18 protein-coding genes and 1 tRNA gene are annotated in these 16,388 nt (G+C 69.9%); 14 read left to right on the forward strand and 5 right to left on the reverse strand.

What is annotated here, in order from left to right:
• The first annotated feature begins 61 nt into the window (after positions 1–61).
• From IEY87_RS07590 to IEY87_RS07615, 6 genes are all read left to right on the forward strand, one after another.
• A tRNA-Thr gene (locus tag IEY87_RS07590) sits at positions 62–138 on the forward strand.
• Positions 139–492: 354 nt separating this feature from the next.
• Positions 493–1,278, forward strand: a complete 786-nt coding sequence (locus tag IEY87_RS07595) for a hypothetical protein (protein WP_189137757.1) — start codon at positions 493–495, stop codon at positions 1,276–1,278.
• Positions 1,279–1,341: 63 nt separating this feature from the next.
• A complete protein-coding gene (locus IEY87_RS07600; protein WP_189137758.1) occupies positions 1,342–2,535 on the forward strand; it encodes a cytochrome P450 in 1,194 nt (397 codons plus the stop codon).
• Positions 2,536–2,587: 52 nt separating this feature from the next.
• Entirely contained in the window at positions 2,588–2,734 is a 147-nt protein-coding gene (locus IEY87_RS07605; protein ID WP_229699305.1) for a DUF6203 family protein, read from the forward strand.
• 59 nt (positions 2,735–2,793) lie between these two features.
• Complete coding sequence (locus IEY87_RS07610) at positions 2,794–3,531, forward strand: neutral zinc metallopeptidase (protein ID WP_189137760.1); 738 nt, start codon at positions 2,794–2,796, stop codon at positions 3,529–3,531.
• Positions 3,532–3,574: 43 nt separating this feature from the next.
• Complete coding sequence (locus IEY87_RS07615) at positions 3,575–4,099, forward strand: DUF305 domain-containing protein (protein ID WP_189137761.1); 525 nt, start codon at positions 3,575–3,577, stop codon at positions 4,097–4,099.
• Here the strand turns inward: IEY87_RS07615 and IEY87_RS07620 are convergent.
• Together IEY87_RS07620 and IEY87_RS07625 are read right to left on the reverse strand one after the other, a co-directional pair.
• On the reverse strand, positions 4,023–4,853 hold the full coding sequence (locus IEY87_RS07620) for a hypothetical protein (protein WP_189137762.1): 831 nt from the start codon (positions 4,851–4,853) through the stop codon (positions 4,023–4,025). The genes IEY87_RS07615 and IEY87_RS07620 overlap by 77 nt on opposite strands.
• A gap of 143 nt (positions 4,854–4,996) precedes the next feature.
• Complete coding sequence (locus IEY87_RS07625) at positions 4,997–5,416, reverse strand: peptidase inhibitor family I36 protein (protein WP_189137763.1); 420 nt, start codon at positions 5,414–5,416, stop codon at positions 4,997–4,999.
• Positions 5,417–5,589: 173 nt separating this feature from the next.
• Here IEY87_RS07625 and IEY87_RS07630 point away from each other — a divergent pair, with 173 nt between their 5' ends.
• From IEY87_RS07630 to IEY87_RS07640, 3 genes are all read left to right on the forward strand, one after another.
• Complete coding sequence (locus IEY87_RS07630; protein ID WP_225277105.1) at positions 5,590–6,573, forward strand: GlxA family transcriptional regulator; 984 nt, start codon at positions 5,590–5,592, stop codon at positions 6,571–6,573.
• Positions 6,561–7,184: a DJ-1/PfpI family protein gene (locus tag IEY87_RS07635; RefSeq protein ID WP_189137764.1), complete on the forward strand. Its 624-nt coding sequence runs from the start codon at positions 6,561–6,563 to the stop codon at positions 7,182–7,184. The genes IEY87_RS07630 and IEY87_RS07635 overlap by 13 nt, the downstream gene beginning before the upstream one ends.
• A 73-nt stretch (positions 7,185–7,257) precedes the next feature.
• Positions 7,258–7,908: a YoaK family protein gene (locus IEY87_RS07640; RefSeq protein WP_189137765.1), complete on the forward strand. Its 651-nt coding sequence runs from the start codon at positions 7,258–7,260 to the stop codon at positions 7,906–7,908.
• A 43-nt stretch (positions 7,909–7,951) separates the two neighbouring features.
• Here the strand turns inward: IEY87_RS07640 and IEY87_RS07645 are convergent, their stop codons facing one another.
• Positions 7,952–8,407, reverse strand: coding sequence for a hypothetical protein (locus IEY87_RS07645; RefSeq protein WP_225277104.1), 456 nt, complete (start codon positions 8,405–8,407; stop codon positions 7,952–7,954).
• A 5-nt stretch (positions 8,408–8,412) separates the two neighbouring features.
• Entirely contained in the window at positions 8,413–9,006 is a 594-nt protein-coding gene (locus tag IEY87_RS07650) for an ArsR family transcriptional regulator (protein WP_189137767.1), read from the reverse strand.
• A gap of 115 nt (positions 9,007–9,121) precedes the next feature.
• Here IEY87_RS07650 and IEY87_RS07655 point away from each other — a divergent pair, with 115 nt between their 5' ends.
• The 4 genes from IEY87_RS07655 (at position 9,122) to IEY87_RS07670 (ending at position 14,346) form a co-directional block, all read left to right on the forward strand.
• Positions 9,122–10,735 (forward strand): ABC-F family ATP-binding cassette domain-containing protein, encoded by a 1,614-nt coding sequence (locus IEY87_RS07655; RefSeq protein WP_189137768.1) that lies wholly within the window; start codon positions 9,122–9,124, stop codon positions 10,733–10,735.
• A gap of 88 nt (positions 10,736–10,823) precedes the next feature.
• Positions 10,824–11,630, forward strand: a complete 807-nt coding sequence (locus IEY87_RS07660; RefSeq protein ID WP_189137769.1) for a hypothetical protein — start codon at positions 10,824–10,826, stop codon at positions 11,628–11,630.
• A gap of 156 nt (positions 11,631–11,786) precedes the next feature.
• Positions 11,787–13,178 (forward strand): hypothetical protein, encoded by a 1,392-nt coding sequence (locus tag IEY87_RS07665; protein ID WP_189137770.1) that lies wholly within the window; start codon positions 11,787–11,789, stop codon positions 13,176–13,178.
• Between the two features lie 55 nt (positions 13,179–13,233).
• Positions 13,234–14,346, forward strand: a complete 1,113-nt coding sequence (locus IEY87_RS07670; protein ID WP_189137771.1) for a C40 family peptidase — start codon at positions 13,234–13,236, stop codon at positions 14,344–14,346.
• Position 14,347: 1 nt separating this feature from the next.
• On the opposite strand, the gene IEY87_RS07675 is transcribed toward IEY87_RS07670, so the two are convergent.
• On the reverse strand, positions 14,348–14,842 hold the full coding sequence (locus IEY87_RS07675) for an inorganic diphosphatase (RefSeq protein WP_189137772.1): 495 nt from the start codon (positions 14,840–14,842) through the stop codon (positions 14,348–14,350).
• Positions 14,843–14,927: 85 nt separating this feature from the next.
• Here IEY87_RS07675 and dacB point away from each other — a divergent pair, with 85 nt between their 5' ends.
• On the forward strand, positions 14,928–16,340 hold the full coding sequence (gene dacB / locus IEY87_RS07680; protein ID WP_189137773.1) for a D-alanyl-D-alanine carboxypeptidase/D-alanyl-D-alanine endopeptidase: 1,413 nt from the start codon (positions 14,928–14,930) through the stop codon (positions 16,338–16,340).
• Positions 16,341–16,388 lie beyond the last annotated feature (48 nt).

A 16,388-nucleotide genomic window follows, 5' to 3' on the forward strand; every position in this document is an offset into this window, starting at 1 on the left:
GGCTGTTCAGGGGAGCAAGGACCCCTCGGGCTCCTGTAGACTCTTCCAAGCCGTACGGCATGCCGCCTTAGCTCAGTCGGCCAGAGCACTTCACTCGTAATGAAGGGGTCTCGGGTTCGAATCCCGAAGGCGGCTCCAGGTCAAAGGCCCTTCCGGATGATCCGGGAGGGCCTTTTCCATCTCGTGGAGCAGCGCCGTACAGCAAGCCGGGCGAACCGTGATTCATGCCTTCCCGGACCTGTAACGGTTGGCGCCGGGCGGCCATGGCGTGAGATGTCAGGCTTCTCAGCAGTGCGGGCGGCTTGAGCCGGAGTCCGAAGGGGCCACGGGTCCGGCGTGGATGCTTCGGCTGAGTGTGTACTTTTGCAGGTCGGTGTGGGTTTGATACATGGACTTGTGCGCAGAAGAGAACAATGTTCTGGTTCATCGTTGGATCGAACGCGAGCGGTGCTCATGCAGAGAGCCCGCCAAGATCCATACGGGGTAATGACCATGAACAACATCAAGCGTAACGCCGTCCGACTGTCCCTGCTCGGCGGGTTGGCCGCCGGTCTGCTGGCCATGACGCCCGGAACGGGCAATGCCGCCGCGGGGGAGCCGACCGTGACCAGGAGCGGTGAGATCGTGACCATCACGGCGGGTTCCATCTCCAGGAGCGACAACATCACGCTCCAGGCCGTGAGCGGCCGGCTGCACGTGTTCGGGCAGGTCGTGGCACAGACAGGGGCGGGCTGCGAGCAGGTCTCCGCCAACGAGGTGAACTGCGGCACCGGTGTCACCACGGTCAACGCCACCTTGGGCGGCGGCAGCGACCGGTTCTCGTCGCTGGTGGGGATCGGCGGAACGATCAACGGGGGCGGTGGCGGGGACACCTTCCTGGCCGGGCGCGGCTTCGAGGGGACGAGCTTCACCTACGTGGGCGGAGCCGGGAGCGACACGGTCGACTACGGGTCCAGCGGCCAGCCGGTGACGGTGACCAAGGACGACCGCGCGCAGCGGGACGGCCGGTCGATCGACCGCGACGACGTCACCAAGGACGTGGAGACCATCGTGGGCACCGTCGGGGCCGACACCCTGATCGGAAGCAGTGTCTTCGACAGGCTGATCGGTGGCGAGGGCGCCGACACCCTCGAAGGCCGGGGCGGCGAGGACATCCTCGACGCCGACGACCTCCAGGGCACCAAGGACGCGAAGATCGACTGTGGTGGTGAGAACGACACGGTGATCGCCGACGCGGCGGACGCGCCGGTCGGCTGCGAGTCGATCAGCCGTCCGTAGCGAAGCGGAAAAGCCCCCTCGCGACAGCGGCCGCGAGGGGGCTCGACGAGCGACCATGGGTACGTGCATCCACACGCCTTCTATCGTGACCCCTATCCGGTCTACGCCGAGGCACGCCGGACCCGCGGGCTCACCTTCCTGCCCGAGCTGGACGCCTGGCTGGTCAGCCGGCGACAGGACGTACGCGAGGTGCTGGGTGATCCGGAGCGGTTCTCGTCGGTGAGCGCGCTGCGGCCCGATCACCTGCCGGGCAGGGCCGCGCTGGCGGAGCTGAGCAAGGGGTTCGGCGGGACGCGGACGGTGCTCAGCGCCGACGGCGACGCGCACCGGCGTCTGCGCCGCCCTCTCACCAGAGGGCTGTCCCCGGCGCGGATCGCCGCCACCATCCCGTACGTCACCGCACGGGCCGAGGCGCTCATCGGCTCGTTCGCGGGCGACGGTCAGGCCGAGTGGATGGCCGCCTACGCCGGGCCGCTGCCCGCGGACGTGATCGGCCACCTGCTCGGGCTGGATCCGGCCGACACCCCCGCCGCGATCCACGGCGCGCAGCGGGCCGAGGCGCTGGTGTTCACCGAGTTGACCGAGGCGGAGCAGGTCGAGGCCGCGCGGCAGATCGTGGCCATGCAACGCCTGCTCGACGAGTACGCCCGCGCCCGCAGGCGAGAACCGCGGGACGATCTGATCACCGAGATGGTGCGGGAGCTGGCGCCCGGCTCCGGTGACCTGGCGCCGGCCCAGCGCAAGGAGATCGTCTCCAACGTCCAGAACCTGCTGCTGGCGGGCCACCTGACCGCGACCGCGCTGCTCGGCACGGTGCTGCTGAACCTGCTCCGGGATCGCCGCCAGTGGGAGCTGCTGGTCGAGCGGCCGGAGCTCGTCCCGGCGGCGATCGAGGAGGCGGTCAGGTTCGACGCGCCCATCCAGGGCTTCCGGCGTACGGTCACCACCACGGTGACGTTGAGCGGCACCGAGCTGCACGAGGGCGAGGTGGTCTTCGTCTCCTTCGCCTCGGCCGGGCGCGATGCGGACGCCGGCGTACGTCCGGACGAGTTCGACATCACCCGGCCGGCCCGTCATGTCTCCTTCGGCCACGGCCCGCACGGCTGTCCGGGCTCCCAGCTGGCCAAGGAGCAGGTGCGGATAACCCTGGAAATCCTGATCCGCGTGCTTCCTGGCCTGCGCCTGGCCCGGACCGACGTCACCATGGCGCCCACCCTCATCCACCGCGCCCCCGAGGCGCTCTTCCTCACCTGGTGACCCCGGCGTCCGGGTGAGCATGCTCGCCGTGCTGAGGGGCAGAGGGCTCGTCATGAAAAAGTTCTTCAAGTTCCTGGTGGCCCGCCGGCTGGCGCGTACGCCAATCGGGCTGGCGGTTCTGGGGCTGGCCTGGCTGCAGCGGCGGCGGCGCATGCAGCGTGCGCAGCCGGAGAAAGCGGGAAGCGCTCGGCGGCGATAGATCACGAAATTCCGGATAAAGAGTGACATTTTGGCGAGCGCACCCCTATGTTCAACCGCATGATCATTCGCGCATGCGCGGTCGCCGCCGCCGGTTTAGTGCTCCTGTCCGGTACGGCGCACGCCTACCCCGTCAAGGGCGCCGCCGAGCTGACCCACAACGAGATCTACAAGAAGGGCAAGCTCCCCAAGACCACGTGCAAGCTGGTCAAGGGCACGACCAGGGCGTCAACGACGAAGTACATCAACGATCTCGTCACCTGCCTGAGCAAGACATGGAAGTCGCCGGTCCCCGACCTCCAGCCAGTGCAGGTGGGGTTCGTGGAGACGAAGGAGAAGCGAACCTGCAACTGGCGCCGGGAGGTCAAGGGATCATTCGCCGAGCAGTGCCTGAGTTTCATCCGGGTACGGGTGGCCGCCGATTGGATCAAGGACAAGGACGACTCGAAGGTGTTCGCCGCGGTCACGGACGCGTGGAGCGGAATCGTGCAGGTCCAGACCGGTATCGGCCTGGCCTGGCAGGCACTGCCGAACGGAGGCGAGCAGCCCGAGATCGACGAGCAGCTCCGCCGGCTCCAGCTCCAGGCCGACTGCTTCACCGCCGCCTCCTACAAGAGCTTCGGCCGTACGGTCAAGAACTGGAAGTCCGTCTTCGAGGGTCAGGACCCGCCGGAGTTCCACAAGCTGAAGGGGGAGGGCAAGCCCGCCAACCGCCTCGGCTGGTCCAAGAAGGGCTATCAGGCGGGTGGCCCGAGCGTGTGCAACACCTGGAAGGCGCCCTCATCCAAGGTCGCCTGAGGCCCTCGACGGATCGCCTGCCCGCGTGCCACGCTGACAAGCCATGAGGTACGTCTTAGCGGCTCTCGGACTCCTGCTCGTGGCCGCCTGCGGGACGGGCGGGACGGGTAGCGCACCGGTCAACGCCGCCGATGTCAGGTTCGTGCAGATGATGGTGCAGCACCACCGGCAGGGCATCGAGATCGCCAAGGTGGGCGCGGCCAGGGCGGTCACCCCCGAGCTCAAGACGTTGTCGGCGGCCATCGCCAGCACCCAGCAGACCGAGGTCGAGATGATGCTGCGCTGGCTGCACTCCTGGGAGCAGCCGCTCACCCCGCCGGACGGCGCGCACGATCATCATGGCGGGCTGCCGGACATCGACCAGAAGCGGATCGCCGAGCTCAAGCGGTCCCCGAGCCTGGAATCCGACCTGCTGACCCTGCTGATCACGCACCAGGACGGCGCCGTCCAGATGGCCGCGGACGAGGTTCGCGACGGGGTGGCGCCGGCCGTCACCCAGTGGGCCGCGCAGGTGCAGGAGTCGCGCCGGGCGCAGATCGAGCGGCTGCGGGACCTGCTCGGCCGGTGAGCCCTTTGCGCCCCAGCAGGGTGGTGGCTCTGTCGAGCCGTTCGCCCAGGTTGTCGCGCAGGTCGGCGAAGCGTTCGGAGTGCTTGAGCACGATCTTCCGCTGCTGCTCGGCGTCCGCGGTGAACCAGGCGGCCACCAGGCCGGACGACCACTTGCACGAGGTGTCCGCGACCGCGACCCGCTTCTCCTCGGCGGTGATCTCGGTGCCCTCCAGGTTCCAGCGGGGGTCGGCGATGGCCGCCTCCGGCGAGGGATAGGAGTGGCCGGCGGCCTTCATGCACGTCGTCCACTTGACCACGGCCCGCCGCACCGCCACCCGCTTGGCGGCTCGCTCCAGGGTGCGCGCGTCCTGCAGCGCCAGCCACTGCCAGTCGGCCGCCGGCGCGCTGCGGGCCAGGACCTCCGGCGCCCGGTCCAGGCAACCGGGCCGGCCCTGCTTGCCGTACAGGTGCCGGCTCGCGGTCAGGCCCAGCTTGTCCGCCCACCGCGACGACCCGGACGACCCGGACGGCGAGGTCCGCGAGGCCAGGTGGTAGCCGAAGCGGGCCGCCTGCGCCGGGTCCACCACGCCGTAGCGGCGGGTGTTGCCGGGGTCGGCGGCGGCGATGGCCTCCTGGTCCGTGCCCGGTGGGTGCACGGTGATGCCGTACCGGCGCATGCACCGTACGATCAGCAGGTTGTGGGCGTTGCCCAGGAGCGCCCGCTGGGCGGGCGTGGGCTTGTAGGCGTCGAACGGCAGCTTCAGATCCGCCACCCCGCTGACTCCGGGGGTGGTTGCGGGCGCCCGTGGTGGCTGCGCGCAGGCCGTAACCGCCACGAGGAGGGCGCCGAGCACGAGCGGCGGTCTGGCGTGGCGGCCGGTTTCCGGTGAAGCCCGGAAACCGGCGCTGCTCCGGGTCAGCGGCACCAGATGTCGATGGAGCTGGTGCGGTTGTTGCCGACGGCGTTGTTGGCCAGGAAGCCGTCGTTGGAGTCGTGGAGGAAGGTGCTGTGCGCGCCGGTGAAGTACGCGTGCTGCCACAGCGTGATCGGGCAGCCGATGCGGTTCCTGACCGAGCTGGTCTCGTTGTTCATGCTGTGCCAGGAGTTGCTGTAGTCCCAGGCGAGCCAGTTGTCGTCGGACAGGTCGGTGTCGTCCTGGACGAAGTCGCGCCAGTGGTCGGTCTGGCCGCGGTTGTAGTCGAAGCCGGCGTACAGGCAGACGCGGCCGCCGTAGCAGGTGGAGCGGGGGCTGGCGGTCGCGGTGGGGACCGGGGCGACCAGGGTGAACAAGGCCGCCGCCGCGATGGCGCCGGCGACTCGGGTGGACAGCCTCACAGGGGATCTCCTTGAGTGATGAGTTGTGAGAACGCCCCGTAACCTAGCGTGGTTTTTCGCATGCTGAGAGTCATGACGCGCTGTCTTGGGTAAAGGGCCGCCGAGGCCCGATGGCGTAAAGCGCAATGGTCGTGTCATTGACGCCACGACACGTCCTGACCAGCATGAAGGGTATGAAACGGCGGATCGTGATCGTGCTCTACGAGGGCTTCCAGCTCCTCGACATGACAGGGCCGGCCGACGTGTTCGCCGCGGCGACGGTGCTGACCGGGCAGGACGGCTACCAGGTCGAGGTGGGCGCGGCCAAGGCCGGCGCGGTCCCCGCCGCCCACCACGGGATCGAGGTCGTGGCCCAGGCGGCGTTGAACGAGATCCACGGGCCGATCGACACCCTGCTGGTGGTCGGCGGCCCGACCACGATGACGCAGGCGCGCGACCCGGAGCTGACAGCGCAGGTCGTCCGCCTGTCGCGGGTGGCCCGCCGGACCACGTCGGTCTGCAGCGGCGCGTTCGTCCTGGCCGCGGCCGGGCTGCTCGACGGCAGGCGGGCCACCACCCACTGGCTGCTCACCGGCTGGCTGGGCGCCTGCTACCCGGACGTCATGGTGGAGCCTGACGCCATCTACACCAGGGACGGCGAGGTGTGGACCTCCGCCGGGGTCAGCGCCGGCATGGATCTGGCCCTGGCGTTGGTGGCCGACGACCACGGGCACGAGGTGGCCAGGCAGGTCGCCTGCGGGCTGGTCGTCTACCTGCACCGGCCGGGTGGGCAGAGCCAGTTCAGCATGCCGATGAGCGTCATCAGGCCGCGCAGCGAGCCGCTGCGCGACCTCCAGGCGTTCATCGACGCCAACCCGGCCGAGGACCTGAGCGTGCCAGCCCTGGCCCGCCGCGCCGGCCTGAGCGAGCGCCATTTCTCTCGCGTCTTCACCGAACAGACCGGCCTGTCACCGGGCCGGTACGTCGAGCGCAGCCGTGCCGACACCGCCAGGCGGCTGCTCGAAGTCACCGACCACGCACTCGACAGGGTGGCCAGGGAGTCGGGACTGGGCAGGCCGGAGACCCTCTACCGGGTCTCCGCCGCCATCTGCGCGTATCCCCCGGCGACTACCGCCGCCGGTTCCACTCGAAGGAGACCTGACCCATGCACGCCGTGATCCCCCTCTACAACGGTTTCACCGGGCTGGACGCCATCGGCCCGTACACCGTGCTGGCCTTCGCCCCCGGCTGGCAGGTCACCTTCGTGGCCGCCGAGCCGGGGCCGGTGACCGACGACCAGGGCAGCCTCACCATCGAGGCCACCGCGAGCTACGCCGACGTGCCGAGTCCCGACGTGATCGTCGTGCCCGGCGGGATGGGCACCATGGAGGCGCTCTCCGACCAGGCCCTCGTCCGCTGGATCGGCGAGGCACACGAGCACACCCGCTGGACGACCTCCGTCTGCTCCGGCGCGTTCCTGCTGGGCGCGGCCGGGCTGCTGAAGGGGCGCCGGGCGACCAGCCACTGGGCGGCGGTCGACGAGCTGTCGGGGATGGGCGCGGAGCCGGTGCACGAGCGGGTGGTCGTGGACGGCAAGATCGTGACCGCCGCCGGAGTCTCGGCCGGCATCGACATGGCGCTGACACTGCTGGCCAAGGCCAGCGGCCAGGACACCGCCGAGGCCGTACAACTGCTCATCGAGTACGACCCGCAGCCGCCGTTCGACGCCGGCTCGCCGCTGACGGCCTCGGCGGACCTGCGCGCACGGGCGGTGAGCCTGCTCGGGTGAGGTACGGCCAGCATCTTCCCCCGGGTCGGTAAAGGCCACGACGTCGGTGCGGCGTGATCGCGTATGAAGGAGGATGCCCTTCGCGACGTCACGACTGACGACGGCGCTGGTCCTGCTCACGGGCGTCACCGGCGTGGTCGAGGCGGTCAGCTACCTCGGCCTCGACCGTGTCTTCGCGGCGGTCATGACGGGCAACGTGCTGTTCGTCGGCTTCGGGCTGGTCGACCGCTCGATCCCGGTCGCCGGCTCGGCCGTGGCGCTGGTGGCCTTCGTGCTCGGCGCGCTGGCCGGGCACCGGGTCAACGGCGCGCTGAGCCGCAGGCGGCCGGAGCGCTGGCTGACGTACGCGGTGTGCGGCGAGGGCGCCCTGCTCCTGGTGGCGGCGCTGCTCGCCCTCGGCCTCCCCAGCCACCCCGCCGAGCTGACGCCGCACCGCCTGGCCGTCATCGTCGTGCTCGCGGCGGCGATGGGATCACGCAACGTCACCATTCTGCGGGTGGCCGCGCCTGACCTGCCCACCACGGTGTTGACGCGGGCGCTGGCGGGCACCTTCATGCTGCCGTCGCAGGGGAGGATCGGGCGTCGCGTCGCCTCTGTCGTCGCGATGTTCGCCGGCGCGCTGACGGGCGCGTTCCTGCTGTCCTGGCATCCCGCGGTGGCCCTGGCGGCCGCCGCCCTGCTGGAGATCGTCGCGGGCGTCCTCTGCCCCCGTACGAAACCGTGATCCCGCCCTTCCGCACTCACCCGCCCGCCCGCCCATGAAACCCTCAGTACGGCCTCATCTGGTCCAGCACCTTGTGAGCCAGTGATACGAACTCCTGTGCCTTGACCAGATCCCGCCGAACGTCATCAGGAGTGATCCCAGGAGCGTTCGGCAGCGGGTATTCGGCGCTGTTGCGCCGGCGACGCATCCGGTCGAACGGACGAAGCGACTGCCCAAGGGGAGGGTCGAGTTGGGCCGTGACCGCATCCAGCACTGCGAGGTGACCGCCCCTGCTGGTGGCTCGCAACCCTTGGTTCTCCAGGATTGAGGCGAGCGACTTTCTGGAGGCGTCGTAGAGAAGCTGGTAAGCGCCTGTGGGATCTGTCTCGCAGCCGCTGTGGGCGAGTTCGATGTGCTGGCGGGCCTGGGACAGCAGGGTGTCGGCATGCTGCCGGTTCGCCGGTACGCGTTCCAACTGCCCCGACGACAGCATCGCGTCTATTCGGTCGCGTCCTTGCATCCATCTCATGAGTCGCGTTCTTTCGGAATCAGGGGGTACAGGGGCTTGGTTCGCACAGACGTCACGAACGGGTCGGGAGTGTCATCCGTCCAGGAGTCCGGTGCGATCCGGGTGACGTTCACTTCCCGGCCGAGGGTTCGCTCCGCTGTCCGTGCCGCGTCGTACAGTGCGTCGTCGTCGGCGGATCCCACCACGAGGACGTCCACGTCTTGTGGCGGCGGCCCTGGCTGGTGTGCGTGTCTGGCGGCCCACGATCCGTAGATGTACGCCTCATCGATGCCAGGGATGGGTTGGAGGAGCGGAGGCAGGACGGCGGCGGGACCGTAGGTCAGGGCCAGCAGGTCGGTGAGCGATCTGGCGATGATCGTGGTGGTGTCGGCGCGAAGCATGCGAAGGTTGCCGTGTCGCCGTTCCAGGATCAGTCCGGCTCTGGCGAATCGGTCCGCTTCGCGGCTCACGGTGGGCTGAGACGCTCCCGTCTGTGCGGCGAGTTCGGTCGTCGAATATTCACTGTCGGGGTGCAGGTACAGCCAGGCGAGCAGTTCACCGACGGTGTTGGACCGGAGGAGAGGCAGCAGCGTCGGCGGGGTGGGCCTCATAGATGAATAGTACTATGCATCTATAGCATGTTACTGCTGAGAGTAGTCATCTTTAGCTGTGAGTGAAGGATAATGAAAGTGCGATCCTGGGCGCCGGGCGGATAACCTGCAGCGCATGGGTCACGTCGAAGTGGGACATTTGACATACGTGCTGCCCGATGGGCGGCCGCTGCTCAACGACGTGTCCTTTCGGATCGGGGATGGGGTCAAGGCCGCGCTCGTCGGGCCCAACGGCGCGGGGAAGACCACGCTGATGCGGCTGGTCGCGGGCGATCTGCAGCCGATCGAGGGCAGCGTGGCGAGCTCCGGCGGGCTGGGCGTGATGCGGCAGTTCGTCGGCAGTGTGCGGGACGGCAGCACGGTGCACGACCTGCTGCTCAGCGTCGCGCCGCCGGCCGTGCGGCAGGCGGCCGAGCGGCTGGCGCGGGCCGAGCTGGTGATGATGGAGCGCGACGACGAGAAGACGCAGATGCGTTACGCGCAGGCCATCACCGACTACACCGACGCCGGCGGCTACGACATCGAGGTGCTGTGGGACACCTGTACGGTGGCCGCACTCGGCATGCCGTACGACAGCGTGAAATATCGGGATGTGTCGACGTTGTCCGGGGGTGAGCAGAAGCGGCTGGTGCTGGAGGCGCTGCTGCGGGGGCCGGATCAGACACTGCTGCTCGACGAGCCCGACAACTACCTCGACGTGCCCGGCAAGGAGTGGCTGGAGCAGCAGCTCCGCGAGACGCCGAAGACCGTGCTGCTGGTCAGCCACGACCGCCAGCTGCTGGCCAACGCCGCCGACCGGATCGTCACCGTGGAGTCCGGCGGCATCTGGATCCACGGCGGCGGCTTCGGCACCTACGCCGAGGCCAGGAAGGCGCGCAACGACCGGCTCGACGAGCTGCGCCGGCGCTGGGACGAGGAGCACGCCAAGCTCAAGGCCCTGGTCAACATGCTGAAGAACAAGGCCCGCTACAACGACGGCATGGCGGCGCCCTACCACGCGGCCCAGACGCGGCTGCGCAGGTTCGAGGAGGCGGGACCGCCCGAGGAGACGCCCAGCGACCAGAACATCACCATGCGCCTGCGCGGCGGACGCACCGGCAAGCGCGCGGTCATCTGCGAGGAGCTCGAGCTCACCGGCCTCATGCGGCCGTTCGACCTGGAGATCTGGTACGGCGAGCGGGTGGCCGTGCTCGGCTCCAACGGCTCGGGCAAGTCGCACTTCCTGCGGCTGATCGCGGGCACTCAGGTCGCCCACACGGGGGTCGCCAGGCTCGGCGCCCGGGTGGTGCCCGGCCACTTCGCGCAGACGCACGCCCGGCCGGACCTGCTCGGCCGCACGCCCGTCGAGATCGTGATGTCCGAGCACGCCCGGCTGAAGAACGAGGCCATGAAGATCCTGGCCCGCTACGAGCTGGCCGGACTGGTCGCCGAGCAGCGGTTCGACACACTGTCGGGCGGTCAGCAGGCCCGGCTGCAGATCCTGCTGCTGGAGCTGTCGGGCGCGACGCTGCTGCTGCTCGACGAGCCGACCGACAACCTCGACCTGGCCAGCGCCGAGGCGCTCCAGGTGGGGCTGAACGCCTTCGACGGCACGGTCATGGCGGTCACGCACGACCGCTGGTTCGCCGCTGATTTCGACCGCTATTTGGTGTTCGGCTCCGACGGAACGGTATACGAATCGCCGCAGCCGGTCTGGGATGAAAGGCGCGTGGTACGGCCTCGCGGATAACTGTCCGGCGAAGAGTCCGGTTAAAGACTTGGTACGGCTGGCGCGTGTCATGTGCCGTTCGTGCCCATGAACCGGTTATCACGGCAAAGTGATCCCGCGCAGCCTAACCGTCAGCCTCCTCGCACTCGGGGCGATCTGCCTCACCGGGTGCTCGCAGGATGGACCGTCCCAGCAACAGCAGCAGCTCAAGCCGCTCACGCTCAAGGAGCAGGCGTCGAACGTCGTCAAGTCGGCCGACGGATACGCCGTGAACTGGGCCGGAGTGCTCGCCAACGTCAATCCGTGGCACTTCGGCGAGCACGTGGTGGCCACCATCGTCGGCCGTGACGCCGCCGGGAAGGAGGTGGTGCGGATGGACCAGCCGCTGGACGCGGTGCCGCCCGGCGGGTCGCTCGCCTTCACGGGCGAGGCCAGGGCCGGCCAGAAGCCGGTCAAGGTGACGATCGACTACCGGCCCGCGCAGTGGCGGCCGGCCGCCCGCATCGCCTCGGCCTTCCGGTCGTTCCCGGTGTCGCGGGTGCAGACGCTGCCGCAGAAGGATGGCTCGTACCTGGTCACGGGCTATGTCGGCAACCCGTACCGGCTGCCCGCGAGCAGCCTGGTGGTGAACGCGCTGCTGCGGGACAAGACGGGCAAGCTGCTCGGCGGCGGGAGCACGTTCGTGGACGACGTGAAGGCGGGCAGCCCGCCCCGGTTCATCCTGACCGTCCCGGAGCTGCCCAAGGGGAGCTCGGTGGCCAGGACCGAGGTGAACGCCCGGACCTGGGGCTCGACCGGCCGGCCCTTCGAGGACCTGGCGCTCGGCGGCGCGGTGCCCATGCACACGATCAAACCGACCACTCCACCGTTCCAGACAGACCGGGGAAGTCAGGCCTTCTCCGGCCGGGAGCAGTAAATCTCCGAAATAAGCCAATAAATCAGGTATCGGCATGCTGTTTTCCAGCTATCCGCGCACAAAGCGAGAAGCGTTTTATGGCCTCGGAGTGACAAGGTACGGCTATCGCGCGGAAACGGTAGAACTACAAGTTACTAATCCATTACCTTCAGTGACATGAATGACCGCGTCCTGGTCGAAGCGCTGCGCGCGGGCGACCCGGGTGCCCTCACCGCGCTGTACGACACGCACGCCGAGGGCATCTACCGATACTGCTGGTTCCTTCTGCACAACACCGACAGCGCTCAGGTGGCGCTGCGGGACGTGCTGATCGCGGCGGAGGCGCACGCCGCCTCGCTGGCCGATCCCGGCATGCTGCGGCCCTGGCTCTACGCGCTGGCCCGCGGCGAGTGCATGCGCCGGCGGATCGCCCTGCCCCGGGACGCGGAGGAGACACTCGACGGTTCGGAGCCGGGCGCCGCCGACCTGCGGCTGATGGCCCGCAACGCGGTGCGCGGCCTGGCCCCGGCCGACGGCGAGGTGCTCGACCTGGTGGCCCGGCACGGGCTGACCACCAAGCAGCTCGCGCCCGTGCTCGGCCTTGCCCTGCACGAGGTGGTGGAGCTCTACGACGAAGCCCGCGACCGGCTGCGCGACGGGATCACCGCGGAGATCCTGGCCAGGAAGGGCCCGTACGACTGCCCGCAGCGGGCCCGCATCCTGACCGGCTTCGCGGGCGAGCTGACCGACGACCTGCGCCGGCGGCTCGTCGAGCACCTCCCTATCTGCGAGACCTGCGCCCCGCACCTGAGCCGCCAGGTGTCGGCGGCCAAGGTGTTCGAGCTGCTGCCCCAGGTCACGCTGCCGGAGGCGACCAGGGTCCGGGTGCTGAGCTGCATCGTCGACCCCGAGCTGTTCCTCTATCGGCGCTATGTGGCCAGGAGGTCGGAGGCCCTCGACGCCGCCGGATTTCCCCTTGCCGGCGGACGGCGGCCTCGCATGTGGCCTCGCGCGCTGGCGGGCGCGGTGGCGGCGGTCGCGACCATGGTGGCGATAGGGCTGATCTTCGGCTTCTTCGGCAAGGAGGTCGACGGCGGCGTGCCGGGCGTCGCCACGGTGGCCTTCCCGCCGGAGGGCGAGCCGCCGGGCATCACGCTTCCTTGGCAGGCGCGGGTGCAACCGGAGCGCGACAGCGTCGAACCGCTCCTCGTAAGTACGTCCACCCGCCCGCTCGCGACGACGCCGGTGAGGGTCGTGACCACGAGCGCGCTGCCCTCGCTGCTCGTCCCGGTCGACGACGGGCGGCCGTCCCCGACCCGCAGCACCCAGGCGGCCGACCCGACCCTGCGGCCGACCGAGCCGACGCGCAGGCCGGTCCCGACCCCCTGCCCGACGCCCACCCTGCCGCCCACTCCGATCGTCAGCCCGGCGCCCCCGCCCACCAGGCCGCCCACCCGGCCGCCACCTCCGCCGCCCACGTTCTCGCCGCCCGAGACCGTCGTCCCGACGGTGGTGCCCAGCCACACGCCGCCCACCTCGACGGTCCCCCCTGATTCGGAGCCGAAGTAACGTTACGGAAGGTAACAGTAGGGAACTGTATGCATAGAGTGACTAGGGGGACTCTATGCACGTCAGGGCCGGTTTTCTGGTCGCTTGTCTCATCGTCGTGCTGTGCCCGCCGGTCTACGCCGAGCCCGGGCCGTCGTCGCGTGACATCGCCAAGGCGCGGCAGGCCGTACACCATCGGTCGAGACAGCTGGGCATCGCGGCCGCTCGGCTGGCCGAGGCGCAGGGGCGGCTGGACCGGTTGTCGGCCGAGGCGGAGCGGCTGGTGGAGGCCTACAACGGCGAGCTCGTCCAGCTGAGGCGGGCCGAGGCGGAGCGGTTGCTGGCCGACGCGCGCGCCGCCGCCGCGGTGGCCGAGGTCGAGATCGCCCGGCAGCCGGTGGCGTTGCTGGCCGCGCAGGCGTACGGCGGGATGAGCCTGGACAATGAGCTCGTCATGCTGCTCAGCGACAGCGGCGACACCGACGGCCAGCTGCACCGGATGAGCGTGATCCAGCAGTTCGGCCGCGAGCGCGCCGCCCTCCTCGATCGGCTGCGCGACGCGGAGGAGGTCGCCACGATCCTGCGCGTGCACGCGGCCGGGGCCGAGGCCGCGCAGGAGGCGGCCGCGGCGCGCGCCGATCGGGCCAGGAGCACCGCCGAGGCCGCGGTGGCCAGGCAGCGGCGCGACACCCGGGCGCTACGGGTCGACAGGAACCAGATGCGGCGGCGGGTGGCCGCGGCGCGCACCCGGGTGGATCTGCTGGCAAGGCGGCGGGCGGCGGCGCTGGACCACATCGGGCTGGGCGTTTCGGCGAGCGGCTCGGCCAACGGCGACGTGGCCGCCAACTGGGCGCTGACCCAGCTCGGCAAGCCCTACCTGTGGGCGGCGGCCGGGCCGTCGAGCTATGACTGCTCGGGCCTGACCATGCGGGCCTGGGAGCAGGCCGGCGTGCGGATGGACCACTGGACGGGCACCCAGTGGACCTCCGGCCCGCACGTCCCGCTCGACCAGCTCCGCCGCGGCGACCTGTTGTTCTTCGGCTACGACAAGAACGACCCCGCGACCATCCACCACGTCGGCATGTACGTCGGGCGCGACCTCATGGTGCACGCCCCGCAGACCGGCGACGTGGTACGGGTCGCCTCGATGTGGCGGGGGGACCTGGTGGGCGCCACCAGGCCCCGCTGACTCAGTGGTTGAAGCCCTCGTCCTTGGCCCGCTGGAAGGACCGCTCGATCTCCGCCTGGGCCTCCAGCCGGCCGACCCAGTTGGCGCCCTCGACCGACTTGCCCGGCTCGAGGTCCTTGTAGACCTCGAAGAAGTGCTGGATCTCCAGCCGGTCGAACTCCGGCACGTGGTGAATGTCCTGAATGTGGGCCATGCGGGGGTCGGTGGCGGGCACGCAGAGAACCTTGTCGTCGCCGCCTTTCTCGTCGGTCATCCGGAACATGCCGACCGCCCGGCAGGTGATGTAGCAGCCGGGGAACGTCGGCTCCTGGAGCAGCACCAGCGCGTCGAGCGGGTCGCCGTCCTCACCCAGCGTGTGCTCGATGAAGCCGTAGTCGGCGGGGTACTGCGTGGAGGTGAACAACAGCCGGTCCAGCCTGATTTTGCCGGTCTCGTGGTCCACTTCGTATTTGTTCCGTTGCCCCTTGGGAATCTCAACGACAACGTCGAACTCCACCGCGGTTCCTCCACTCGCACCCCCGGGCACTCCCGGTCGGGCGTTAATGTCTCGTAGGCGAACACCAGGAAAGAGGTCAGGCGACGTGGTACGGCACGAGCGACTGGTGATGCTGGCCACTCTCGCCATGCTGCAGGTCGTGACCGTCGTCACCGGCGTCTACGCGATGAACAACGACCTCGACCTGAGCGCGCTGTCATCACCGACCGAACCGACCGCGTCTCCTGAAGGGGATCCCCCCGCCCCCGTGGTCACCGCGGGGCCTGTGCTGGCCCAGCTGCCGGTGAGATCAGGAGACGGACCTCTCCCGACCAAGGGTACTTTGACGCGACAGCTCACCGATGCCCTGGGTGACAAAGCGCTGGGCAGCCGGGTGGGAGCCGTCGTTCTCGACGCGGTCACCGGTGAGCGGATCTTCGCTGCCAACGCGGACGCGGGCATCGTCCCCGCCTCCACCACCAAGATCGCCACGTGCGTGGCGGCGCTCGCCTCGCTCGGCCCCGACGTCCGCCTGTCCACCCGCGTGGTGCAGGGCGCCACCGCCGGCTCGATCGTCCTGGTCGGCGGCGGCGACCCGACCCTGGCCGGCCCGTCGGCCAAGGCGAAGCCCTACCCCGCGCAGGCGTCGCTGGCCACGCTCGCCTCCCGCGCCGCCACGGCGCTCAAGGCGCGCGGCGTCACCAAGGTCACGCTCTCCTACGACGACTCCCTGTTCACCGGCTCGCCGATCGCCCCCGGCTGGAAGGCCGGCTACATCCCCGACGGGGAGGTGGCGCCCGTCCACGCGCTGGCCATGGACGAGGGCAGGCAACACCCGGCCCACCGCCAGCCGCGGGTGTCCGACCCGCCCAAGTACGCCGCCGCCGCCTTCGCCAAACTGCTGCGCAGGTACGGCGTCGCCACGGCCAGGACGATCCGCCCGGCCAAGGCGGCCCCGGCGGCGCCCGAGCTCGGCAAGGTCGAATCGGCCCCCGTCTACGCCCTCGTCGAGCGCACGCTGACCCTCAGCGACAACGACCTGGCCGAGGCCCTGGCCCGGCACGTGGCCATCAAGGAAGGCCGGCCGGCCACCTTCCAGGGCGCCACCACGGCCATGACCCAGGTGCTCCAGCGACTCGGCGTGGCCAAGGGCGTCGAGGTCCACGACGGCAGCGGCCTGTCCATCCGCAACCGGATCAGCGCCGCCGCGATGGCCACACTGATCAGCACCGCCGGCTCGCCCACCCAGCCCGGCCTGCACGCGGTCGCCTCCGGCATGCCCATCGCGGGCTTCTCCGGCACCCTCGGCAACGGCAGGCGCTTCACCGGCGGCGACAGCAAGGGCCAGGTCGGGCTGGTCAGGGCCAAGACGGGCACCCTCAACAACGTCAACACCCTGGCCGGCCTCGCCACCACCAAGGACGGCAGACTCGTCACCTTCGCCTTCATGGCCGACCGGGTCCCGGCCTACGCCGAGCCCATCCTCGACAGACTGGCCGCCATCGTCGCCCGCTCATGAAGGCGCGGCCGCCCCGTGTCCCGATGCCGATCGCGGCCGCCCGAGATC

This window comes from Nonomuraea glycinis (genome assembly GCF_014646515.1).
Classification (GTDB): Bacteria; Actinomycetota; Actinomycetes; order Streptosporangiales; family Streptosporangiaceae; genus Nonomuraea; species Nonomuraea glycinis.

Coding starts and splice junctions, on each gene's coding strand:
- IEY87_RS07595 (WP_189137757.1), top strand. CDS start 493: ATGAACAACATCAAGCGTAACGCCGTCCGACTGTCCCTGCTCGGCGGG.
- IEY87_RS07605 (WP_229699305.1), top strand. CDS start 2,588: ATGAAAAAGTTCTTCAAGTTCCTGGTGGCCCGCCGGCTGGCGCGTACG.
- IEY87_RS07610 (WP_189137760.1), top strand. CDS start 2,794: ATGATCATTCGCGCATGCGCGGTCGCCGCCGCCGGTTTAGTGCTCCTG.
- IEY87_RS07615 (WP_189137761.1), top strand. CDS start 3,575: ATGAGGTACGTCTTAGCGGCTCTCGGACTCCTGCTCGTGGCCGCCTGC.
- IEY87_RS07630 (WP_225277105.1), top strand. CDS start 5,590: ATGAAACGGCGGATCGTGATCGTGCTCTACGAGGGCTTCCAGCTCCTC.
- IEY87_RS07635 (WP_189137764.1), top strand. CDS start 6,561: ATGCACGCCGTGATCCCCCTCTACAACGGTTTCACCGGGCTGGACGCC.
- IEY87_RS07640 (WP_189137765.1), top strand. CDS start 7,258: ATGCCCTTCGCGACGTCACGACTGACGACGGCGCTGGTCCTGCTCACG.
- IEY87_RS07645 (WP_225277104.1), bottom strand. CDS start 8,407: ATGCAAGGACGCGACCGAATAGACGCGATGCTGTCGTCGGGGCAGTTG.
- IEY87_RS07650 (WP_189137767.1), bottom strand. CDS start 9,006: ATGAGGCCCACCCCGCCGACGCTGCTGCCTCTCCTCCGGTCCAACACC.
- IEY87_RS07655 (WP_189137768.1), top strand. CDS start 9,122: ATGGGTCACGTCGAAGTGGGACATTTGACATACGTGCTGCCCGATGGG.
- IEY87_RS07665 (WP_189137770.1), top strand. CDS start 11,787: ATGAATGACCGCGTCCTGGTCGAAGCGCTGCGCGCGGGCGACCCGGGT.
- IEY87_RS07670 (WP_189137771.1), top strand. CDS start 13,234: ATGCACGTCAGGGCCGGTTTTCTGGTCGCTTGTCTCATCGTCGTGCTG.